General features: G+C 67.2%; 16 protein-coding genes and 1 pseudogene. 7 read left to right on the forward strand and 10 right to left on the reverse strand.

The window, feature by feature from the left end:
* Positions 1–93 precede the first annotated feature (93 nt).
* Positions 94–2,481, forward strand: a complete 2,388-nt coding sequence (locus tag AC1GI4_RS12735; protein ID WP_479629744.1) for a TonB-dependent receptor — start codon at positions 94–96, stop codon at positions 2,479–2,481.
* A gap of 142 nt (positions 2,482–2,623) precedes the next feature.
* Here the strand turns inward: AC1GI4_RS12735 and AC1GI4_RS12740 are convergent, their stop codons facing one another.
* The 4 genes from AC1GI4_RS12740 to AC1GI4_RS12755 all read right to left on the reverse strand — a co-directional run bounded on the left by AC1GI4_RS12740 (position 2,624) and on the right by AC1GI4_RS12755 (position 7,687).
* A complete protein-coding gene (locus AC1GI4_RS12740) occupies positions 2,624–3,907 on the reverse strand; it encodes an Hsp70 family protein (protein WP_479629745.1) in 1,284 nt (427 codons plus the stop codon).
* 177 nt (positions 3,908–4,084) lie between these two features.
* Positions 4,085–5,644 (reverse strand): alpha,alpha-trehalase TreF, encoded by a 1,560-nt coding sequence (gene treF, locus AC1GI4_RS12745; RefSeq protein ID WP_479629746.1) that lies wholly within the window; start codon positions 5,642–5,644, stop codon positions 4,085–4,087.
* Positions 5,645–5,657: 13 nt separating this feature from the next.
* On the reverse strand, positions 5,658–7,022 hold the full coding sequence (locus AC1GI4_RS12750) for an ATP-binding protein (protein WP_479629747.1): 1,365 nt from the start codon (positions 7,020–7,022) through the stop codon (positions 5,658–5,660).
* Positions 7,019–7,687, reverse strand: coding sequence for a response regulator (locus tag AC1GI4_RS12755; RefSeq protein ID WP_294272331.1), 669 nt, complete (start codon positions 7,685–7,687; stop codon positions 7,019–7,021). Before AC1GI4_RS12755 ends, AC1GI4_RS12750 begins: the two co-directional genes overlap by 4 nt.
* Before the next feature lie 135 nt (positions 7,688–7,822).
* On the opposite strand from AC1GI4_RS12755, the gene AC1GI4_RS12760 reads away from it, so the two are divergent.
* The 3 genes and pseudogenes from AC1GI4_RS12760 (at position 7,823) to AC1GI4_RS12770 (ending at position 10,900) form a co-directional block, all read left to right on the forward strand.
* Positions 7,823–8,515, forward strand: a complete 693-nt coding sequence (locus AC1GI4_RS12760) for a hypothetical protein (RefSeq protein ID WP_479629748.1) — start codon at positions 7,823–7,825, stop codon at positions 8,513–8,515.
* A 370-nt stretch (positions 8,516–8,885) separates the two neighbouring features.
* A pseudogene (locus AC1GI4_RS12765) lies at positions 8,886–9,643 on the forward strand (IS5 family transposase).
* 135 nt (positions 9,644–9,778) lie between these two features.
* On the forward strand, positions 9,779–10,900 hold the full coding sequence (locus AC1GI4_RS12770) for a mechanosensitive ion channel family protein (protein WP_479629749.1): 1,122 nt from the start codon (positions 9,779–9,781) through the stop codon (positions 10,898–10,900).
* Between the two features lie 63 nt (positions 10,901–10,963).
* On the opposite strand, the gene AC1GI4_RS12775 is transcribed toward AC1GI4_RS12770, so the two are convergent.
* From AC1GI4_RS12775 to sdhC, 6 genes are all read right to left on the reverse strand, one after another.
* Positions 10,964–12,379 carry an alpha,alpha-trehalose-phosphate synthase (UDP-forming) gene (locus AC1GI4_RS12775; RefSeq protein WP_479629750.1) on the reverse strand — a complete coding sequence of 472 codons (1,416 nt, stop codon included), beginning with the start codon at positions 12,377–12,379 and terminating at the stop codon, positions 10,964–10,966.
* Positions 12,376–14,154 carry a glycoside hydrolase family 15 protein gene (locus AC1GI4_RS12780; RefSeq protein WP_479629751.1) on the reverse strand — a complete coding sequence of 593 codons (1,779 nt, stop codon included), beginning with the start codon at positions 14,152–14,154 and terminating at the stop codon, positions 12,376–12,378. Before AC1GI4_RS12780 ends, AC1GI4_RS12775 begins: the two co-directional genes overlap by 4 nt.
* Positions 14,154–14,927: a trehalose-phosphatase gene (gene otsB / locus AC1GI4_RS12785; RefSeq protein WP_433909005.1), complete on the reverse strand. Its 774-nt coding sequence runs from the start codon at positions 14,925–14,927 to the stop codon at positions 14,154–14,156. The genes AC1GI4_RS12780 and otsB overlap by 1 nt, the downstream gene beginning before the upstream one ends.
* Before the next feature lie 419 nt (positions 14,928–15,346).
* Positions 15,347–17,155 carry a succinate dehydrogenase flavoprotein subunit gene (sdhA, locus tag AC1GI4_RS12790; protein WP_479629752.1) on the reverse strand — a complete coding sequence of 603 codons (1,809 nt, stop codon included), beginning with the start codon at positions 17,153–17,155 and terminating at the stop codon, positions 15,347–15,349.
* Complete coding sequence (gene sdhD / locus AC1GI4_RS12795) at positions 17,155–17,538, reverse strand: succinate dehydrogenase, hydrophobic membrane anchor protein (protein ID WP_479629753.1); 384 nt, start codon at positions 17,536–17,538, stop codon at positions 17,155–17,157. Before sdhD ends, sdhA begins: the two co-directional genes overlap by 1 nt.
* Positions 17,538–17,966 carry a succinate dehydrogenase, cytochrome b556 subunit gene (sdhC, locus tag AC1GI4_RS12800; RefSeq protein WP_367113955.1) on the reverse strand — a complete coding sequence of 143 codons (429 nt, stop codon included), beginning with the start codon at positions 17,964–17,966 and terminating at the stop codon, positions 17,538–17,540. The genes sdhD and sdhC overlap by 1 nt, the downstream gene beginning before the upstream one ends.
* Before the next feature lie 189 nt (positions 17,967–18,155).
* Between sdhC and AC1GI4_RS12805 the strand changes: the two genes are divergently transcribed.
* The 3 genes from AC1GI4_RS12805 to AC1GI4_RS12815 all read left to right on the forward strand — a co-directional run bounded on the left by AC1GI4_RS12805 (position 18,156) and on the right by AC1GI4_RS12815 (position 21,338).
* Positions 18,156–19,538 (forward strand): methyl-accepting chemotaxis protein, encoded by a 1,383-nt coding sequence (locus AC1GI4_RS12805; RefSeq protein WP_479629754.1) that lies wholly within the window; start codon positions 18,156–18,158, stop codon positions 19,536–19,538.
* Positions 19,539–19,720: 182 nt separating this feature from the next.
* Complete coding sequence (locus AC1GI4_RS12810; protein ID WP_479629755.1) at positions 19,721–20,416, forward strand: SDR family NAD(P)-dependent oxidoreductase; 696 nt, start codon at positions 19,721–19,723, stop codon at positions 20,414–20,416.
* Positions 20,406–21,338, forward strand: coding sequence for a 50S ribosomal protein L11 methyltransferase (locus AC1GI4_RS12815; protein WP_479629756.1), 933 nt, complete (start codon positions 20,406–20,408; stop codon positions 21,336–21,338). Before AC1GI4_RS12810 ends, AC1GI4_RS12815 begins: the two co-directional genes overlap by 11 nt.
* Positions 21,339–21,598: the final 260 nt, after the last annotated feature.

Below are 21,598 nucleotides of genomic sequence, written 5' to 3' on the forward strand. Positions count from 1 at the left end.
ACATTCCGGTCATTACGCTGTCGCTACGGTGTCACGCCCCGGCTCCATGCGCCCGCTCCATTGGGTTAACGAGCCATTTGGGGGCCAGAGTACATGGTAAAGTTTCTGATCGGTGTCACGCCGCTGGCGCTGATCGCATCGGGTGCGTCGGCGCAGACGCTGCCCGCACAAGCCGCCGTCACCGGCACGACCACCGATCCGGTCGCCGCCGATCCCACCGCACCGACCGATGAGCAGGCCAATGTGCCTGCCGATGTCGTCGTGCTGGGCTTCGGACAGAGCCGCCAGGTGCAGACGATCACCGCCGCCGATCTCGACCGGCTGACGCCCGGCACGTCGCCGCTCAAAGCGATCTCGAAGCTGCCCGGCGTCAATTTCCAGGCCTCCGACCCGTTCGGCGCCTATGAATGGTCGACCCGCATCTCGCTTCGTGGGTTCAACCAGAACCAGCTGGGCTTTACGCTCGACGGCGTGCCGCTGGGCGATATGAGCTATGGCCCGACCAACGGCCTGCACATCAGCCGCGCGATCATTTCCGAAAATATCGCCTCGACCAGCGTGGCGCAGGGGGCGGGCGCGCTGGGCACCGCCTCGACCAGCAATCTGGGCGGCACCATCCAGTTCACCAGCCGCGCGCCGTCCGACACCGCCGGGATTGCCGCGTCGGGCACCTATGGCAGCAACGACACCGTGCGCGCCTTCATCCGCGCCGACAGCGGCGACCTGGGCGGCGGGCTGAAGGGCTATCTGAGCTATGCCTATCTGACCACCGACAAGTGGAAGGGGTTCGGCAGCCAGCGCCAGCATCAGGCCAATGCCAAGGTCGTGAAGGACTTCGGCGACCGCGGTTCGATCACCGGCTTCTTCAACTTTTCCGACCGTCGCGAGAACGACTATCAGGACCTGAGCCTCGATATCATCAAGCGTCGCGGCTATTATAACGACAACATCTCGAACAGTTATCCGCTGGCGATCCTCTACGCCAAGGAAGCGACCAATGGCGCGGCGGCGGCGGCCTATCAGGCGGCGCGCGGCTCGCTGAACGGCTTCACCGCACCTTATGCCGGGGTGCCGGTCGGCCTGCCGAGCGGGATCACGCTGGACGATGGTTATTATGACGCGGCGGGCCTGCGTCGCGACTATCTGGGCGGTGTCATCTTCGACGCGCACCTGACCGACAATCTGTCGCTGACCTCGACCAGCTATTATCATCACAACAAGGGGCAGGGATCGTGGATCACGCCCTATACCCCGACCATGGCGGGCGCGCCCAATGCCGATGGCACGCCGATCACCAACCCCGCGCCCTTGTCCTTCCGCACGACCGAATACAGCCTGGACCGCGCAGGGACCATCGCCAAGCTCGGTCTGACCACCGGCGCCAACAAGCTGGAACTGACCGGCTGGTATGAGAGCAACACGCTGCACCAGGCGCGGCGCCTCTATGGCATGACCGACACCGCGACGCCGAACCGCAATGCGCTGGATTTCCAGAGCAATCCGATGGCGACCGTCTGGAACGGCAAATATGATACCGAGACGCTGCAATATTCGGTCGGCGACACGCTCGACATCGGCCAGCTGACCATCAACGGCGGCTGGAAGGGCATGCGCGTGCGCAACCAGGCCAATGTGCTGGCGGGCACGCTGGCGCGCGGCCGGATCAAGAGCGAGGACTGGTTCCTGCCGCAGATCGGCGCGGTGCTGCACCTAGGCAACCAGGCGGAGGTCTTTGCCAGCTATACCGAGAATATGCGCGCCTTCATCGCCGCCGCGACCGCGCCGCCCTTCTCGATCAGCCAGGCCGCGTTCAACGCGGTCGCCAATACCGTGCGGCCCGAAAAGTCGAAGACGGCCGAGGGCGGCGTGCGCTATCGCACCGGCGGGCTGCAGCTGTCGGCGGTCGGTTATTATATCGACTTCTCCGACCGCCTGCTGACCTATTCGATCGGCACCGCGATCCAGGGTCTGCCGCCGACGCTGAACAATGTCGGCGGCGTGGAAAGCTATGGCGCGGAGGTCTCGGCCTTCTACCGCCTGACCCCGGCCTTCTCGGCGCTGGCCAGCTATTCCTACAACCATGCGACCTATCAGCAGACGGTGCGCGACGGTTCGGGCAATCTGCTCGCCGAAAAGGGACGCTATGTCGTCGACACGCCGCAGAACATGGTCAAGGGCGAGCTGGTCTATGACGACAGCCGGTTCTTCGGCCGGGTCGGCGCGGACTATATGTCGAAGCGCTACTTCACCTATTTGAATGACCAGTCGGTGGCGGGTCGCGTGCTGGTCGACGCCAGCATCGGCTATCGTTTCCCCAAGGAATGGGGCGGCTTCTCGATCGAGGGCAGCGTGACCAACCTGACCGACAAGCGCTATATCTCGACCATCGGCACCAACGGCTTCACCGCCAGCGGCGACAACCAGACCCTGCTCGCGGGCGCCCCGCGCCAGTGGTTCGTCACGCTGAAAAAGGGGTTCTGAGCTAAGCCGTAATGCACGCCCCTCCCGCAAGCGGGAGGGGATGGGGGAGGGCAAGGAGTCTCACCGAGACCATCGCTTGGGGCCTTGCCCCCACCCCAAACCCCTCCCCCCTGCCGGGAGGAGGGGCTTCTTTATACGGCTCTCAGACCGCCCAGGCCGCGATATCCGCCTGCTCGCCGATCAGCGCCAGGCCATGTGCGATCGAGGTGAGTTCGCCGCCCGTCGCGATCTTCTCCCCCCCGAAGCGCGTCTCGAACATCCGCCGGATGGCGGGCATCAGCGAGGTGCCGCCGGTTAGGAATACCCGGTCGATCGCGCCCGCCTCGGTTGCGGCGGCGGTCAGTGCCCGGTCGACCGCCTGCTCGATTCGCGCGAGGTCGGGAGCGATCCAGCTTTCAAAATCCTTGCGCGTCACATCCGCCTCGATCGACAGCCCGCCGCCCTCGAAACGGAACCGCGCGTCTTCCGCCGCCGACAGATCGCGCTTCACCCGGCCGACCGCGTCGTAGAGGCGATAGCCCTGCTCTTCCTCGATGATCGCGATCATCCGCCCGATCGTGTCGGGGTCGAGCGCGGCGCGGCGCAGCTTTTCCAGTTCGGCCAGCGTCTTGCGGTTGCGCATCAGCGCCAGGCGGGACCAGTCGCCAAAATCGGCGAAATAGCCGCGTGGAATCTCCAACACCTTGTCGAAAGACCGATATTTCCCGCCCGCGCCGAGCAGCGGCAGGACGAGATGATCGATCAGTCTCTGGTCGAACCGATCCCCCGCGATGCCGACACCGGCATGGCCCAGCGGCTCGCAACGCCGGGGCGCGCCGGGGGTGGCGATGCGCACGACCGAAAAGTCGCTGGTGCCGCCGCCGAAATCGGCGACCAGCACGGTGGCAGGCTCGGTGATGCGCGAGGCATAGCTGAACGCCGCGCCGAGCGGCTCATAGACATAATGAATCTCCGCCCCCAGCCGCGCGAACATCGCGTCGTAACGCTGGCGGGCGAGCGCTTCGTCGGGCCGGTGCCCGGCATATTCGACCGGCCGCCCGACCACGATCCTCGCGGCCTTGCCATCAAGCACAGCACCGCTGCGCGTCGCCATCCGGTCGAGAAATGCGCGGCCCAGTTCCTCGAAGCGATAGCGTTTGTCGAACACGGTGGCGTGTTCGAATACGGGCGAGGCGGCGACCGACTTGAACGACTGGATGAAGCGGCTGCCGCCCGGAAAGTCGAGATATTCGGCGATCGCCCAGGGGCCCGCCTCGACCTCGATCCCGTCATCCTCCCAGAAACACAGCGCGGAACGGAAGACGGGGTCTTCGCCCTTCGGGGCCTTGAGGGGAACGAGATGCGATTCTCCCGCCACGGCGCGGGCGACGACCGAGTTGGTGGTGCCAAAGTCGATGCCGAGGATGGGGGACGGGGTGTCGGTCATGCGGCGTCCGCTACACGATGTGCGCGGCGGGGGAAGAAATTTTGTTCGCCTCCTTATTCTTCTCCTCTCCCGCAGGCGGGAGGGGCCGGGGGAGGGCAAAGCCATAAGCGACGGTCTCGGTGAGACGCCCGGCCCTCCCCCCAACCCCCTCCCGCCTGCGGGAGGGGGAGCAGCAGGTCATTGCTTCTCCAAATCCGGCCACCGCTCCAGCATCGCCGCCGTCACGCCGTTGGTCCAGCCAAAGCCGTCCTGCGTCGGATATTCGCCGCCGCCGCCGGGTTTGCGCTCTTCGACATCGTATTTTTCCAGCAGCTTGCCCGTTTCGGCATAGGTGCGCGCGACGGTGGCGATCCAGCGGCGGGCAATGTCCCTGGCCAGCGCCTGTTCGCCGTATCGCCCCAGCGCCTCGACCGCGATCCATTGCAGCGGCGCCCAGCCATTGGGCGCATCCCATTGCTGGCCGGTGCGCAGGGACGTGGTGCGCAGGCCGCCCTCGCCGACCAGCGTGGCGCGGGTCGTGGCGGCGACCGCACGCGCTTGGTCCAAGCTGGCCAGCCCGGCGAATAGTGGGAAGAGCGAGGCGGCCGTCTTTGCGGGCGTAGGCCGCTTGGCCATCCGGTCCCAATCGGCGTAGCGCTTCTCGCCCGCGACCCAGAGATAGCGGTCGATCGCCGCCTTGCGCCGCGCCGCCATGTCGGTGAAGCGTCGCGCCATTGCCGTATCTCCGGCGGCGGCCGCGCGCGTGGCGATGCGGGTTTCAGCCATCCACAACAGGCTATTGAGATCGACCGGCACGATATCGGTGGTGTGGATCGTCTCCAGCCGCATCGGATCGCTCAGCCAGCGCGAACTGAAGTCCCAGCCCGACTCCGCCGCCGCGCGCAGGTCGCGCTGGACGACGCCGGGGGCACGCGGCGCGGCCTTGGCGGCGGTTTCGCGGTCCTCGCGCCAGCTTTCGTCGCGGGGCGTGTCGCGGGCATCCCAATAGCGGTTGAGCAGGCTGCCGTCCGGCATCCGCACGACATGGGCGCAGGCACCCGAAGCATCAAGGCAGTTGGCCCCCGCCATCCAGTAATCATGCTCGCGGACCAGCGCCGCCAGCCGCCGTTTCGCCAATACCGGATCATGATTCTCGGACAGGTCCATCATCAGCGCCAGGAAAGGCGGCTGCGACCGGCTGAGATAATAGGTCCGGGTGCCATTGGGGACATGCCCGTAACGCTCGACCAGATCGACGAAATCGGCGAGCATCGCCTCGATCAGCGGGGCCTGGCGGTCTGCTTTCAGGCCCAGCATCGTGAAATAGCTGTCCCAGTAGTAGATTTCCTGGAAGCGGTCGCCGGGCACGACATAGCCATGGTCGAGTCCCAGCGCCGATGATCCCTGCACCGGCGCAAAGGGTGCGCGGCCCAGGATCGGCCAGAGCTCGCGGATCCGTTCGCGCAGAGGGAGCTTGGCTTGCGTGTCCCCGCGCACGGAGAAATAGCGACGGACGAAGGCGGCCAATGCCGCCTTGCCGACCGGCTTTTCGCGGGCATAGGCCGCCATGATCGCCTGCGGCGCCTCGCGCGGCACCGCGTCGGCAAAGGTCTTGCCGTCGGGAAATACCTGCGCCTCCTGCACGGCGCCGAACAGCGGGCCGTAGATATCGGCCGGGGAGGGCGGGGTATTCTGGGCCTGGAGGAGCAGCGCCAGTGCGGGCAGCAGGACCAGGGGGCGGAGCCGAGCAGCGATCATCCTATACTCCTGACTATTCGGGTCGTGCGGCGCGGGGCAACAGGACCGTGGCGGACAGGCCACCGCCCGGCGCTTCGTCCAGCATCAGCGTGCCGCCATGCAGTTCGGCCAGTTCGCGCGCGATGGCGAGGCCGAAGCCGTGCCCGTCGCCCCGCTCGTCCAGCCGTGCGCCCGCCTGCGTCGCGCGAAGCCGGTCGGCCTCCGGGATGCCGGGGCCGTCATCGGTGACGCTCAGCCGGATCTGCCGTCCCTCGACCGCCGCCGCGATCTGCACCCGGGTCCGGGCATGGCGGGCGGCATTGTCGACCAGATTGCCCGTCACCTCGTCCAGATCCTGCGCGTCCATCGCGACGGTCATATCGTCGGCGATGTCGGTGACGATGGCGATTCCCCGATCGGCGTGGATGCGCGCAATGGCATGGGCGAGGTCGTCTATCGCCGGGCGCAGCGCGGTCGCGGCGCGGCTGGTGCCGAGTTGCACCCGCGCGCGGGCGAGGTGGTGCCGGATGGTGTCATCGATCCGCGCGACCTGCGCGGCGCGGGGTGGATCGCCCGCGAGGTCGAGCGCCAACGTCGCCACCGGCGTCTTGAGTGCGTGGGCGAGGTTGGCGGCCGATGCGCGTGCCGCCGCCAGGGCACGTTCGCTGTCGGCGGTCAGCGCGTTCAGCTCGATGGCGAGCGGCTGGAGCTCGGCAGGTTGCTCCTCATCGACGCGGGTGCGCTCGCCGGTGCGAATGGCGGCAACCTGTTCGCGCAGCCGCCGCAACGGGCGCAGGCCGAGCCGCAACTGGATCAGGCTGGCAGCGGCGAGCAACACGCCCAGTCCCGCCAGCATCGCCAGCAGCGGCACCAGCGCGGCGCGGATCGGCCGTGCGACGACCGCGCGTGGCGCGGCGGCGGTGATCGTCACGGTCCCGCGTGTCGAGGGGATGGCGATCTGGCGCGCATGAACGCGGACGCCTTGCTCGGTGCGCCCTTCGGCCGGGCGCGGCGGCGCGATGGGGGCGGGACCGGGCGGTGAGCCGGGGGGCGGGGGGGCTCCGACCGAACCAGGAGGCCCCGGCGGATGCGGCGCGGCAAGCGGCGGGAAGTCGCCCGACCCGATCACCCCGTCCGGCCCCGCGATCCGCCAGCGCCAGCCGGGCTCGGGCTCCAGCAATCCGCGCCGCTGGTCGATGCGGGCCCGATCCACCGCGCCTTGTTTGTCGACGGCCGATGCCAGCACCGCGATCTCGGAATCGAGCCGCTGGTCCAGCCCGCGCGTCACGATCCCCTCCAGCGCGCCCGCCAGCCCCCAACCCGCCAGCAACAGCGCCGCTAGGATCGCCGCGCCCGAAATCAGGATCATCCGGCCATGAATCGACCGGGGAAGTCTCACGCCGCCTCTCCGGCGGTCAGGCGATAGCCCAGCCCTCGTACCGTCTCGATCAGGTCGGCGCCGATCTTCTTGCGCAGCCGCCCGACGATCACCTCCAGGCTGTTGGAATCGACATCGGCATCGCCTTCGTACACGCGCTCGAGCAGTTCCAGCCGGGGGATGACCGCCTCTTTGCGCAGCATCAGCGCCGACAGGACCCGCCATTCGAACGCGGTGAGTTTCAGCGGCAGGCCGTCCAGCTCGAACTGCCCGGTCTGGCTGTCGAAGGAGAGGGGGCCGCAGGTCAGGCGGGGCTGGGCATGGCCCGCCGCGCGGCGGACCAGCGCGCGCAGCCGCATGACCAACTCCTCGACGCGGAAGGGCTTGGTCAGATAGTCGTCGGCCCCCGCCTTGAACCCGGCCACCTTGTCCGACCAGCCGTCGCGCGCGGTGAGGATCAGCACGGGCAGGGCGCGCCCCGCCTCGCGCCATGCCTTGAGCAGGGTCATGCCGTCGCCGTCGGGCAGGCCCAGGTCCAGCACGGCGGCGTCATAGATTTCCGTGTCGCCCGCATGGCCCGCATCGATGCCGCGATCGAACAGGTCGACCGCGCATTGTTCGGCGCGCAGCGCGCGCGCGATGGCGGGGCCCAGCGCGGGATCGTCCTCGACCAGCAGAATCCGCATGACGTGTTCGTCGTCCCCTTGATGTCCCCGCGCCCGGCTATCGTCGCATAGCCTAAACCCAATCTGAACCGCGTGGTTCAGCGGGCATCGGGGCGAATCACCTAAAAGCATCTCCATCAACCAAGGAGATCGACAATGTCTCGCTTTCGCATTCCACTCCCCCATCTGCAGGGCAAGGCGCCGCTGGCCGCCGCTGCGGCCGTCCTGATCGCGCTGGGCGCGGGCGGTGGCGCCGCCGCCGTCTCGATGACCCGGCCGACCGTGACCATGGCGCCGGCCATTCCGACGCCGATCGCCAAGCTGGCGTCGACCAGCGGCGTCGTCACCGCCAAGGGGCGGGTGGCCGAAGTCTTCGGCGACCGTTTCGTGGTGCAGGACGGCACCGGCCGCGCGATGGTCGCCAGCAACCGCGATGCCATGCCCTCGGTCGGCAGCAACGTGATGGTGCAGGGCCGCTATGACGACGGCATCATGCACGCGCAGTATCTGGTCGATCCGAACGGATCGGTCGTGCCCGTCGGCCCGCCGCCGCCCCCGCCGGGTGGTCCGCGTGGTCCGGGCGGCCCGCGCGGCGACGGCCCGCCGCCGCCTCCGCCCCCCGGTGGTCCGGGAGGACCCGGCGCACCGGGTGGCCCGGGCGCGCCCCCTCCGCCTCCTCCGGGTGGCTGCGCACCCGGTGGTCCCGGTGGTCCGGGCATGACGCCTCCGCCCCCGCCGCCCCCGCCGGTGAATGGTGTGGCACCGCAGGGCGCGCCGGTCCCGCCGCCCCCGCCGCCTGCCGGGGCTCCGGCGCCTGCCCCCGCCGGGGCGGCGCGTCCGGCGCGGTGATCGGGGTTTGACGAAGACGCCCTCCGGCTTCGGTCGGGGGGCGTTTTTCGCTTGGGGAGAGGTTCGGGCGTGGCCTTCGACTTCGGCGCAAAGCGCCAAAGTTTATCCTGAGCGGCTGGCTTGCCAGCCAGCCGAAGGGCTCAGGCTGAACGGGGTTTAGAGCATGATGATATGAGATTACCTCACCCCTCCCCTTCAGGGGAGGGGCCGGGGGTAGGGCGTTTCCGCAAACGTGCGGTCTGTGGCGAGGCCCCACCCCAACCCCTCCCCTGAAGGGGAGGGGCTCTCCTTAGGCCGGATCGACATTCAGGCTTCCCAAAGCCGCTGCAGGCTGATTCATAGGCCTCCGTGTCAAAGCGCGGAGGGAGTGATGGGGATCAAGCGTTACGAGTTGAGCGAGGCGCAGTGGTCGCGGATTGCGTCGCTGGTTCCGGGCAAGACGACTGATCCCGGCCGAACGGGTTCAGATAACCGATTGTTCGTAAACGGATGTTTGTGGGTGCTGCGCTCGGGAGCGCACTGGTGCGACCTGCCGGAACGCTACGGCAAGTGGAAGACGGTGCATCGGCGTTTCAGCCGCTGGTGCCACGCCGGCGTCTGGGAGCAGGTGTTCGAGGCGCTGACGGCCGACCGGGACAACCAGTATCTGATGATCGACAGCACCATCGTTCGAGCACACCAGCAGGCTGCGACCGGAAAAGGGGGGCCAAGGATCAGGCGCTGGGGCGTTCCCGAGGTGGATTGACAACCAAGATTCACATGCTCGCCGACACGTTCGGTCGCCCTGTGCGGTTCCGCATCACGCCGGGGCAAGCCAGCGACATCGCCTCCGCATCTGATCTGCTCGAAGGTCAGCACGCCGTGGCGGTGCTGGCCGACAAAGCCTATGACGGCAACGACTTGCGTGACCGGATCGCAGGCATGAACGCCACCGCTGTCATCCCGTCAAAACGCAATCGCAAGGTCGCAATCCCGCACGACGCCGACATCTACAGGCACCGCAACCAGATTGAGCGATGCTTCGGACGCCTCAAACATTTCCGCCGCTTCGCCACCCGCTACGACCGCCGAACTGCTCACTTCACCGGCTTCGTACATCTCGCCGCCGCCATGATATGGTTACGCTGAATGTCGATCCGACCTAGTTCAACGCAACGTCATCACGGTTTAGGGGAGGTCTAACTCCAAACCTCCGTTCAGCCTGAGCGAAGTCGAAGGCCACGGGAATCGGGAACCTTCGCTCCCCTGACCCTTTAGCTCCCCATGCGCTGGCTTCGATCGCTCGACATTCCGGCCGAATGGCTGTGGCTTCAAAACGTGACGATCATCGCGGTTGCGATCCTGATCGCGGTGGTGGTGCATGCCATCGCGATGCGGATCGCGGGCCATGCCGCGCGGCGGACGGCCAGCCAGAGCGACGACCTGGTCCTCGAACATGTCCGCCAGCCGCTGCGCTGGGTCGCAATCGCCATCGCGGTCAGCTTCGCGATGCGGCTGGTACCGATGACGAGCGACGGGCGGGAAATCTGGCGGCAGGTGCTGGGCTTTTGCGTACCCGCGCTGCTCGGCTGGCTGGCGGTGGCGGGGCTGCGCGCGCTGCAGGGCGTCGTCTATCTGCGCGCCGATGTCAGCGTCGAGGACAATCTGCGCGCCCGGCGAAAGCGGACGCGCGCGCAGATATTGGGGCGGATCGGCATCTTCCTGATCGTGTTCCTGACCGTCTGCCTGATGCTCTTGAGCGTACCGGGTATCCGCACGATCGGCGTCACGCTGATGGCGTCGGCGGGTATTGCGGGTCTGGTCGTCGGCGCCGCCGCGCAGCCTGCGCTGAAGAACCTGATCGCGGGCGTGCAGATGGCCTTTACCGAGCCGATCCGCCTCGACGACGTGGTCATCATCGATAACGAATGGGGGCGGATCGAGCAGATCCACCTGACCTTCGTCGTGGTGCGCATCTGGGACGAGCGGCGGCTGGTCGTGCCGGTCGCCAAGTTCCTGGAGAACAGCTTCCAGAACTGGACGCGCGAGACCAGCCAGTTGCTGGGTTCGGTCTTCTGGTATCTCGATCCGGCGGCGGACATTCCCCGCCTGCGCGAGAAGATGGGGCAACTGGTCGAGGCGAGCACGCGCTGGGACCGGCGGTTCTTCAACATGCAGGTGACCGATGTGAAGCCCGACTCGATCGAGGTGCGCGGGCTGATGACCGCGCGCGATGCCTCGACCGCGTTCGACCTGCGATGCGAGATTCGCGAAGGGCTGCTGGAGTATATCCGGTTGGAAATGCCCGAGGCATTGCCCAAGCGGCGGTTGGAGCATTCCACTCCTCCCCAGCACGGGGAGGGGGACCAGCCGCAGGCTGGTGGAGGGGGCGTGCCGTTGGGCTAATCCTGTGTTGCAAGCCCCCTCCGTCAGGGCTGACGCCCTGCCACCTCCCCGTACCGGGGAGGATTAGTGGGCCGCCGCCTCGATCGCCTTGGCTTCCGCCTTCGTCCCGTCCCCACGCAGTGCCGCCAGGAATAGCTCGCACCACCAGAACACGTCCTCACGCCGGACATTGTCGATCAGGCTCTCCCAGCGCCGGATGCGCTCGTCGCGCGGCATGGCGAGTGCCTGGACGATGGCGTCGGACATTTCCTCGGCGCTGTACGGGTTGATGAGGACGGCGTCCTTCAACTGCTCGGCCGCGCCGGCGAAGCGCGACAGGATCAGCACGCCGGGGTCCTCCGGGTCTTGCGCGGCGACATATTCCTTGGCGACCAGGTTCATCCCGTCGCGCAAGGGCGTGACCAGTCCGATCCGTGCCGCGCGATAGATGCCCGCGAGCACCGGCCGGGGAAAGCCCTTGTTCACATAGCGGATCGGCACCCAGTCGATATCGGCATATTCACCGTTGATCCGCCCCGACAGCGAATCGAGATTGGCGCGAATCTCCTGATAGGTGTTCACCTTCTCGCGGCTGGGCGGTGCGATCTGGAGCATATAGACCAGACCCCGCCGCTCCGGATGCTGCGCCAGGAAGCGTTCGTATCCCAGGAACCGCTCGGCCAGCCCCTTGGAATAATCCAGCCGGTCGACGCCGACGATCAGGCTGCGACCCGTCGCCGACATATACATGCGTTCGCGCGCGAAACGGGCGTCATGGCCGTTGGCGGCTTCCTCGAACTCCTTGGTCTCGATGCCGATCGGCGCGCGAATCGCCTGGATCGTCTTGCCGTTCCATGTCACCGCGCCATTCTCGCCGAGGGTCCCGCCCAGCTCCTTGGTCACATAGTCGCGGAAGCTGTCGAGCCAGTCCTCGGTATGGAAGCCGACCACGTCATAGGCGAAGAGCGACTCGACCAGCTTGCGATGGCTGGGCAGCGACATCAGCAGCCGCACCGGCGGCCACGGGATGTGCAGGAAGAAACCCATCCGGTTCTTGAACCCCCGCTTGCGCAGGTCGCGGCCCAGGGGAATTAGGTGATAGTCATGCACCCAGACCAGATCGTCGGGCTCGATCAGCGGCTGCACCGTCTCGGCGAAACGCTCATTGACGCGCGCATAGCCCGAATCGAAGTCGCGCTCGAACTCGGTCAGGTCGATCCGGTAGTGGAAGAGCGGCCACAGCGTCCGGTTGGCATAGCCGTTATAATATTCGTCGATATCCTGCTCTTCCAGGTCGATGGTCGCGGTGGTGACGCCGCCGCCCTGCTGGAAGTTGATATGGCCGCTGAACTGGTCGGTGGTCTCCCCCGACCAGCCGAACCAGATGCCGCCCTGTTCGCGCAAAGCGGCGAGGAGTGCGACCGCCAGCCCGCCCTGATTTCCGCCCGGCCCGGTGGTGGGCGGCTGGACCCGGTTCGAGATGACGATCAGGCGACTCATCGCACGGCACTCCATGGTTTACTCAGCAGGACGGCGCAGTTGATGAGGCCGACCAGCGAATAGGTTTGCGGATAATTCCCCCACAGCTCGCCCGTATTCGGGTCGATATCCTCGGACAGAAGCCCGGCGGGGGTGCAACGCGCCACCATCTCCTCGAACAGCGCGCGGGCGTCCTCGTGACGCCCGGTAACATACAACGCCTCGATCAGCCAAAAAGTGCATACATTGAAGGCGGTATGGGGAAGGCCGAAGTCGTCCTCGGTCGCATAGCGCAGCATGTGGCTGCCCCGGCGCAGGCCCTTTTCGACCGCGTCGAGCGTCGAGCGGAAGCGGGGATCGTCGGGCGACAGGAAGCGCAGGTCGAGCAGCTGGATGATGCTGGCGTCGAGGTCGTCGCCGCCAAAGGTCGCCGACATGCGCTGCGTTTCGGGGCGCCACGCCGCCTGCTCGATCGTCTCGCGCATCAGGTCGGCGCGCTCCTGCCAGAAGGCGCGCCGGTCCTCCAGCCCCAGCGCCTGCGCGGCGTTGGCGAGTCGATCACATGCCGCCCAGCACATCGCCGCCGAGTAGGTGTGGACATGGCTCTTGGTGCGCAGCTCCCACAGGCCTGCGTCCGGCTGGTCGTATTTGGCCCAGGCGCGCTCGCCGACGCGTTCGAGCGAGTGGAAATCCTCGACGCCCGACATGCGGAACAGGCGGGTGTCGAAGAACGCCTGCACGTCCGACAACACGATCTGGCCGTACGCGTCGTGCTGAATCTGTTCATAGGCCTGGTTGCCGACCCGAACCGGCCCCATGGCGCGGTAGCCGGGGAGCTTCTCCTCGATCCGCTCGACCAGGGTCGCCTCGCCGCCGACGCCGTAGAGCGGCTGGATATGCCCGCCGCGCGCCGCATCAACGATGTTGCGAAGATATTCGAGATACCCTTCCAGCACGTCGAGCGCACCCAGCCGGTTGAGCGCCTGCACCGTGTAATAGGCGTCCCGGATCCAGCAGTAGCGATAGTCCCAGTTGCGGCCCGAATTAGCATGTTCGGGCAGCGAGGTGGTCAGCGCGGCGACGATCGCGCCGGTTTCCTCATGCTGGCACAGCTTCAGCGTGATGGCGGCGCGGATGACGACCGCCTGCCACTCGACCGGCGTGGCGAGACCGCGCACCCAGTGATGCCATTCGTGCGTGGTCCGCTCCAGCATGGCGCGGCACGCCTCGCTCAGCACGCCCGCAAAGCTCTCGTCGGGCCCCAGGAACATGTGGATCGGGCGTTCCAGGCGGAACCATTGTTCGGCGGTGATATGGCCGACCGGCGCATCGGTCGACAGGCGCAGCGTCTGTTGCGTCATCAGATAGCGGACATGATTCGACCCCTGGGTCCGCTCGGTCGGATTGCCCCAGTCGGTCGCGACGCGCAGCGCGATGCGGATACGGGGAGAGCCGATCGGCCGCACGATCCGCACATAGCTGGTCGGGCGATAGACGCGCCCCTCGCGCGAGAAGCGTGGGCAGAAATCGGTGATCTCGATGCCGTTGCCCCGGTCGTCCATATGGGTCGTGACCAGGATCGGGGTGTTGCGTAAGTAACCTTGGGTGGTCGAGACCCGGTCCTCCAGGTCGATCGCCCAATAGCCGGTCTCCGGCTCGCCATCGCCCAGCAGCGCGCAGAAGGCGGGGTCGCCATCGACGCGCGGCACGCAGCCCCAGACGAAGCGGCCGGTCGAATCGATCAGCGCGGAAACCTGGCAATTGCCGATCGGCCAGAGGTTCATGTCCTGTTGCATTACTTGGCATTCTCCAGCGCTTGGGCGAGCCACTCATGGACGGCGGCGACATCGGGCAGGCGGTAGCGGGCGGCGGTGTCGCGCATCGGGCCGACCAGCACGCCCGCGCCGCCGAGCCGGGCGGCGGCCTCGAAACCGTCCTCGTCGGTGACATCGTCGCCAAAGAAGATCGGGACCGTTCCTCGCATCGCGGGGGCCTGCATCAGCGTCTCGATCGCCTGGCCCTTGTCGCCGGGCAAGCGGACCTCGACCATCATCTTTCCCGGTTGCAAGGTCAGCCCGTGGCGCTCGGCGATGGCGGTGGCTTCTCGCAGGGCGAGCGGCTCCGCGTCGGGGTTGCGACGATAGTGGAGGCCCGCACCGAAGCTCTTGGTTTCGAAATACAGGTCGTTGGCTTCGGCCACCGCGCGCATCTCGTCGGTCGCGGTGGCCAGATGCTCGGGCTTTTCGGGCTGGCTATGGCCGTCCTCGGGGGTGCGGCGTTCGGCGCCGTGGCTGCCCGCCAGCGTGAAATGCTCGGCCTGCGGGCCGAACAGCGCGTCGAGCTGGGCGATCGAGCGGCCGCTGACGATGGCAAGGCGGCCGGGCATGTGCGCGGCAAGCGCGTCGAGCCGGTCGGCGAGTTCGCGGCTGACATGCACTCCCTCCGGGTTGTCGGCGAGGTCGACCAATGTGCCGTCGAAGTCGAGGAACAGGCTGTCCGTCGCGGACAGGCGGGGCGGGGGCGGGGGCAGGTCGGCCGACATGGGCGAAAGCATAGCGGATGCGGACATGCCGAGTGAACCCATCCCCGCCGCTCGCGTTCCGCTGCGCTGCCGAAATGATTACAGTTTGAAGGGCGACCGTCGCACCAAGCGTACCCCCTCGCGCAGGCGGGAGGGGGATGGGGGGAGGGTTCTCTCCGCAGGCTGAGTCGCCTGTGGCTTTTCCCTCCCCCGGCCCCTCCCGCTTGCGGGAGGGGAGAAGAAGGGGGCTGCCGGTGCGGATCAATTCTGGCGCTCGCCGCTTGGCGCACCCCCTCCCGCAGGCGGGAGGGGGATGGGGGGAGGGCTCTTTCCACAGGGGATGTCGCTTGTGGCTTTCCCACCCCCAGCCCCTCCCGCCTGCGGGAGGGGAGAAAGAAAAAAGAAGGTAAGAAAAAGGGGCCGGCGATCGCTCGCCAGCCCCTCTTTTCCGAACCGTAAACCGGGCCTCAGTACACCCGCTTCTTCGGCTTGATATACTCGATATCGTCGGTCAGCGTGTAGTCGTGGACCGGGCGATAGTCGATGGCGACCCCGCCGCCCTGGCCGCCCCAGCCGTCGAAGGTCGCAACGGTGTGCTTCATCCAGTTGGCGTCGTCGCGATCGGGGAAGTCCTCGTTCACGTGTGCGCCGCGGCTTTCCTTGCGGTTCAGCGCCGATTCCATCGTCACGACCGCCTGGCTGATGAGGTTGTCCAGCTCCAGTGTCTCGACCAGATCGGTGTTCCAGATCAGCGAGCGATCCTTGATGCCGATGTCCTTCATCCGGTCATAGGTGGCGCGGATCATCTGGCGACCTTCGGTCAGCAGTTCGTCGGTGCGGAACACGGCGCAGTGGCGCTGCATCGTCTTCTGCATCTCGCTGCGCACCGACGCGGTGGTCGAGCCACCGGCGGCGTTGCGGAAGTGGTCCAGGCGGCTGAGCGCGAGCTCTTCCGAACCCTGGGGCAGCGGCGCGTGGGGCGTGCCGGGCTTCAGCGTGTCCTTGATGCGCAGGCCGGTCGCGCGGCCGAACACGACGAGGTCGATCAGCGAGTTGGAGCCCAGGCGGTTCGCGCCGTGCACCGACACGCAGGCCGCTTCGCCGACCGCGAACAGGCCGGGGACGACCGAGTCCGGGTTGCCGTCCTTCAGGCGGACGACTTCGCCGTGATAGTTGGTCGGAATGCCGCCCATATTATAGTGGACGGTCGGCGTGACCGGCAGCGGCTGGCGGGTCAGGTCGACACCGGCGAAGATCTTGCCGGTCTCGGTGATGCCGGGCAGGCGCTCGGCCAGCACCTTGGGGTCGATATGGTCGAGATGGAGGTAGATATGATCCCCCTCCTTGCCGACGCCGCGCCCTTCGCGGATTTCCATCGCCATCGAGCGCGACACGACGTCGCGGCTGGCGAGATCCTTGGCCGACGGGGCATAGCGCTCCATGAAGCGCTCGCCCTCGGAGTTGGTCAGATAGCCGCCTTCACCGCGCGCACCCTCGGTGATGAGGACGCCAGCACCATAGATGCCGGTCGGGTGGAACTGAACGAACTCCATGTCCTGGAGCGGCAGGCCCGCACGCAGCACCATGCCGCCGCCGTCACCCGTGCAGGTGTGCGCCGAGGTGGCCGAGAAATAGCAGCGGCCATAGCCGCCGGTCGCCAGCACGACATTGTGCGCGCGGAACCGGTGGATCGAGCCGTCTTCCATGCACAAAGCGATCACGCCGCGGCACTGGCCCTGCTCGTCCATGATGAGGTCGAGCGCGAAATATTCGATGAAGAAGTCCGCGTCATACTTCAGCGACTGCTGGTACAGCGCGTGCAGCATGGCATGGCCGGTACGGTCGGCCGCGGCGCAGGTGCGCTGCGCGGGCGGGCCTTCGCCCATATTCTGCATCATGCCGCCGAAGGGGCGCTGATAGATCTTGCCCTCTTCGGTGCGGCTGAACGGCACGCCGGCGTGCTCCAGCTCGTACACGGCGGCGGGCGCCTCGCGGCACAGATATTCGATCGCGTCCTGGTCGCCCAGCCAGTCCGACCCCTTGACGGTGTCGTACATGTGCCAGGTCCAGTGGTCGGGACCCATATTGCCCAGCGAGGCGGCGATACCGCCCTGCGCTGCGACGGTGTGGCTGCGCGTCGGGAACACCTTGGTGATGCAGGCGGTCTTCAGACCGGCCTCTGCAATCCCCATGGTGGCGCGCAGGCCCGAACCGCCCGCACCCACAACGACGGCGTCATAGGTATGGTCGATGATCTTGTAGGCGGCAGCAGACATTATGCAGCGGCTCCGAAGGCGATCTTGAGGATCGAAAAGATGGCGATGGCGGCGGTCGTGAAGACGAACAGGTTCATGACGACGAGCAGCGCGACCCGGTTCTGGTCCTGCTCATAATCCTCGATCACGACCTGAAGGCCCAGGCGCATGTGATAGAAGATCGAGGCGACCAGCAGGACCATCGGGATGGCGGCCCAGGGGTTGGACAGCCACAGCCGCATCGCGGCATAGTCATAGGACGGCTGGCGCAGGATCGAGATCATCAGCCAGACGACCAGCAGGAAGTTCGACCCCGCCGTCAGGCGCTGGTTGAGCCAGTGATGGGTGCCCGACTTGGCCGAGCCCAGGCCGCGCACGCGGCCGATCGCGGTTCCGGAACGCATCACTTGATCCCCAGATAGAGCCAGAAGGCCACCGTCATCACGACGGCGAAGATAATGGTCGCCTGCGCCTGGCGCTTGTTCGACTTCAGCTCGAACCCGGCGCCGACATCCATGAACAGGTGGCGGATGCCGTTGGCCAGATGCTGGAACAGCGAGGCGGTCAGGCCGATGCCGAGGACATAGCCCAGGATGTTCAGCTTGCCCGAGTCGGTGGTGAAGACGTCGCGGAACGTCGCATAGCTTTCGGGACCCGCGGCGACCGCCGCCAGGAACCAGACGAGAAGCGCCGCGCCCACGGTCGCCAGCCCCGTGCCGGTGGCACGATGCAGGATGGAGACCAGCATGTTGGGACCCCATTTCCAGATCTGGAGATGCGGGGAGAGCGGGCGTGCGGTGTTGCGGGCGGCCAAGGGCAGATCCTCGAACAGTCTAAAGTCGGGCTGGTTTGCGGATATGCCTATGGTGAAGACGCCGTCAGGATGCAAGTCGCGAGGCGCGATTCGCGGCCCTGCGCCGGTCATGGCGGCATGGCCCGTCCGGTGACTAACCCGGCTTTAACGCTTTTCGCGGCAGAATCACCCGCATCACGTTCCGATTGCCTGAACGCGGGAGCCATTATGCCCGAACGGGGAAATATTGTTGCCAGGACCGATCTGCCGCCGCCGACGGAGATTACGGCGGGGATCGATCTTGATGCGCGGATTCGCGCCTTCGACGGGGGCGACGGCACGCTGACCCGCCTGGCCACCGATCTCTGGCCCGCCATAGAGGCGCGCGCCGACGAGGTGGTCGAGGCCTATTGGAATCACTGGCGTAGCGCCAATCCGGCGGCGCCCGACTGGACCAAGCTGGACCGCGAACGGCAGCTGACCGCCGGGCGCGCCTATCTGCGCAACCGCTTCTGTCATCTGTCGGGGCGCGACTGGGTCGAGTCGCTGGGGCGTTCCGTCGTGTCCGCCTATGCCGCCGGGGTGCCGCCGATGGAGGTGCTCGCCATGTCCTGCGCCAGCGACCGGGCGGCGTTGAAGGTGCTGCAGGAGACGGTTCCCGTCGACGATCCGCGGCGCGAGGCGATGATCGACACGCTGATGCGTCTGTTCGGCATGGAGACCGAGCTGACCGTCGAGCTGTTCGCGGGCTTTCGCGAATGGAGCGCCGAGCGCGAGCGCGAGCGGCTGGCGGGTGATTTCCGCAACGGCATCTCCTCGGTGGTCGAGAATGCCAGCGTCGAGGGGCGCGATCTGCGGCGTCAGGCGCAGGAAGCCTCGCTGTCGACGCGCGGGATGCTCGGCAAGTCGAGCGAAGTCGCCGCCGCCGCCGAACAATCGGCCGTCGCGATGCGCGAAGCCGCACAGACTGCCGCCGGGCTGATCCGTGCGATCGAGGATGCCCGTACCGAGGTCGACCAGGCCGCCGACGTCGCCAACCGGGCCGCCGATCAGGCGGGGCAGGCGGTCGGCATGTCGGAGATGCTGTCCGACCATGCCAAGTCGATCGAGTCGATCCTGGGCCTGATCCGCGACATCGCCGGGCAGACCAACCTGCTCGCGCTCAACGCCACCATCGAGGCGGCACGCGCGGGTGATGCGGGCCGGGGCTTCGCGGTCGTCGCGCAGGAGGTGAAGAGCCTCGCCAGCCAGACCGCGCGCGCGACCGACGACATCGCGACCAAGATCGCCGCGATCCAGGCCGCGACCCGCTCGACGGTCGAGACCAATGCCTCGATCAAGGCGACGGTCCATGAGGTGCAGATATCGGCCGAGCGGATCCGCCACGCCATGGAGGCGCAGGCCCAGACCGTCACCGCGATCACCGCGGCCGTCGACGAAACGGCGCTGGCTGCCGATTCGATGTCGCACACCATCGCTGCGATCCGCCAGGATACCGAACATGTCGCGCAGGAGATCGACCGGGTCGGGCGGGGCTTCGACCATCTCGACACGCAACTGGGCGACCTGAAGACCAGCGCCAGCCAGTTCGTCGCGCGGGTTGCGGCCTAGTCCATTCCTCCCCGGTACGGGGAGGGGGACCATGCGCAGCATGGTGGAGGGGGGCGTGCCACCAGGGATTCCTTGTGTAGCGGGCCCCCTCCGTCAGCGCTGAGGCGCTGACACCTCCCCGTGCCGGGGAGGATCGATCCAATCGGTTGACGCATCGGCCCTTGCCCGGCACGGACATGGGCATGACGACGATATTGGTAACGGGCAGCAGCCGAGGGATCGGCGCGGCCATCGCATCGAGCCTGGGCGATCTGCCCGACACGCAGGTCCTGGGCCATGGTACGCGCAGCGGTATCGCCGCCGACCTGTCCGATCCCGCTGCCCCCGCGCGGCTCTGGGCCGAAGCGCTCGACCGGGCGGGCGGCGCGATCGACATCCTAGTAAACAATGCCGGGATTTTCGAGGCCAGTCCGCTCGACGCCGACGACTGGTCGGACAGCTGGGCGCGGACCATGCAGGTCAACCTGACCGCCTCGGCCGAACTCTGCCGCCTGGCGGTGCTGCACTGGCAGGAGCGGGGCGTCGGCGGGCGCATCGTCAACATCGCCAGCCGCGCCGCCTATCGCGGCGACTCGCCCGCGCACTGGCATTATGCCGCATCCAAGGGCGGCATGGTCGCGATGACCAAGACCATCGCGCGGGGCTATGCCGCGCAGGGCATCCTCGCCTTTGCGGTCTGCCCGGGCTTCACCATGACCGGCATGGCCGACGACTATCTGGCGAGCCGGGGCGGCGACAAGCTGCTCGCCGACATTCCGCTGGGCCGCGTCGCCTCGCCGGAAGAGGTTGCCGCGACCGTCCGTTTCCTGTGCACCGATGCGCCGCACTCGATGACTGGCGCGGTCCTCGACGTGAATGGAGCCAGCTATGTCCGCTGACAGCTGGAGGCTGACGCTGCCCTGCACCCGCGACGAGGCGGAGGCGATCGACGCCGCCGATGACCTTGCGATCGAGGCGGTCATCATGACCACCGAGGAGGTGGAGGACGACCGCGAGCATTGGCGGCTCGACGCCTATTTCGAGGCGGAGCCGGATGCCGCCACGATCGCGGCGATCCGCGCGCTGGTGCCGAGCGCGGGCGACCATCCCGCTACGGTCGAGCATGTCCCTGCGCAGGACTGGGTGACGATGAGCCAGGCGGGACTCGAACCACTCTCGGTCGGGCGCTTCTTCGTCCACACCGGCGACGAGGTTGTGCCGGAGGGGCTGCGCGGCTTCCATATCCCGGCGGGCCGCGCCTTCGGCACCGGGCATCATGAGACGACCAGCGGCTGCCTCGCCATGCTCGACGCGATGGCTTCGGGTACGGTGATGAACGCCATCGATGTCGGCACCGGCACCGGCCTGCTCGCTTTCGCCGCCCGTCACCTCTGGCCGGACGCCAAGGTCGTCGCGACCGATATCGATCCGATTGCGATCGACGTGACGGCTGAGAATGCCGCGATCAACGGCGTGGACGGCGTCGAACTGATCGTCGCCGACGGGGCGCTGGCCGATCCGATCATGGCGGCGTCGCCCTATGATCTGGTGATCGCCAATATCCTGGCCGGGCCGTTGATCTCGATGGCGCCGGAGTTGGCCGCGATCGCCGGGCCGGGGGCGACGCTGGTGCTCGCGGGGCTGCTGGAGACGCAGCGGGCAGACGTTGTCGCGGCCTATGAGGCATGCGGGTGCGCGCTGGAGACGGTCGACCGGCGCGGCGACTGGAGCGTGTTACGGCTGCGCGCGGGGGTGGAGCGGTTCGTGCCGAATGGGCCGTTCGATCCCAAGGGTCGCGACGGCTGGGCGCTGGATATCTGATCGCCGAAGACGCCTCTCCTTCTTCTCCCCTCCCGCAAGCGAGTTTCAAGTCGGTCATGCCCCCGGCATGACCTAAACGATGCGGGGCATCGTTTACCTGAAACTGGGCTGGGGGAGGGCAGGGCCGTGGGCGACAGTCTCTGTGAGACTCCCAACCCTCCCCCCAACCCCCTCCCGCATGCGGGAGGGGGAGCACAGTTCATCCACCTTCCCCTTACGAAAACGGAAATCGCCGCGATTGCCATCCCCTACGCCAGTCG

The organism is Sphingomonas sp. 77B (genome assembly GCF_056497825.1).

Excerpts from the sequence above, each read along its gene's own strand:
- AC1GI4_RS12735 (WP_479629744.1), top strand. The coding sequence starts at position 94 with ATGGTAAAGTTTCTGATCGGTGTCACGCCGCTGGCGCTGATCGCATCG.
- AC1GI4_RS12740 (WP_479629745.1), bottom strand. The coding sequence starts at position 3,907 with ATGACCGACACCCCGTCCCCCATCCTCGGCATCGACTTTGGCACCACC.
- treF (WP_479629746.1), bottom strand. The coding sequence starts at position 5,644 with ATGATCGCTGCTCGGCTCCGCCCCCTGGTCCTGCTGCCCGCACTGGCG.
- AC1GI4_RS12755 (WP_294272331.1), bottom strand. The coding sequence starts at position 7,687 with ATGCGGATTCTGCTGGTCGAGGACGATCCCGCGCTGGGCCCCGCCATC.
- AC1GI4_RS12760 (WP_479629748.1), top strand. The coding sequence starts at position 7,823 with ATGTCTCGCTTTCGCATTCCACTCCCCCATCTGCAGGGCAAGGCGCCG.
- AC1GI4_RS12770 (WP_479629749.1), top strand. The coding sequence starts at position 9,779 with ATGCGCTGGCTTCGATCGCTCGACATTCCGGCCGAATGGCTGTGGCTT.
- AC1GI4_RS12775 (WP_479629750.1), bottom strand. The coding sequence starts at position 12,379 with ATGAGTCGCCTGATCGTCATCTCGAACCGGGTCCAGCCGCCCACCACC.
- AC1GI4_RS12780 (WP_479629751.1), bottom strand. The coding sequence starts at position 14,154 with ATGCAACAGGACATGAACCTCTGGCCGATCGGCAATTGCCAGGTTTCC.
- otsB (WP_433909005.1), bottom strand. The coding sequence starts at position 14,927 with ATGTCCGCATCCGCTATGCTTTCGCCCATGTCGGCCGACCTGCCCCCG.
- sdhA (WP_479629752.1), bottom strand. The coding sequence starts at position 17,155 with ATGTCTGCTGCCGCCTACAAGATCATCGACCATACCTATGACGCCGTC.
- sdhD (WP_479629753.1), bottom strand. The coding sequence starts at position 17,538 with ATGCGTTCCGGAACCGCGATCGGCCGCGTGCGCGGCCTGGGCTCGGCC.
- AC1GI4_RS12805 (WP_479629754.1), top strand. The coding sequence starts at position 18,156 with ATGCCCGAACGGGGAAATATTGTTGCCAGGACCGATCTGCCGCCGCCG.
- AC1GI4_RS12810 (WP_479629755.1), top strand. The coding sequence starts at position 19,721 with ATGACGACGATATTGGTAACGGGCAGCAGCCGAGGGATCGGCGCGGCC.
- AC1GI4_RS12815 (WP_479629756.1), top strand. The coding sequence starts at position 20,406 with ATGTCCGCTGACAGCTGGAGGCTGACGCTGCCCTGCACCCGCGACGAG.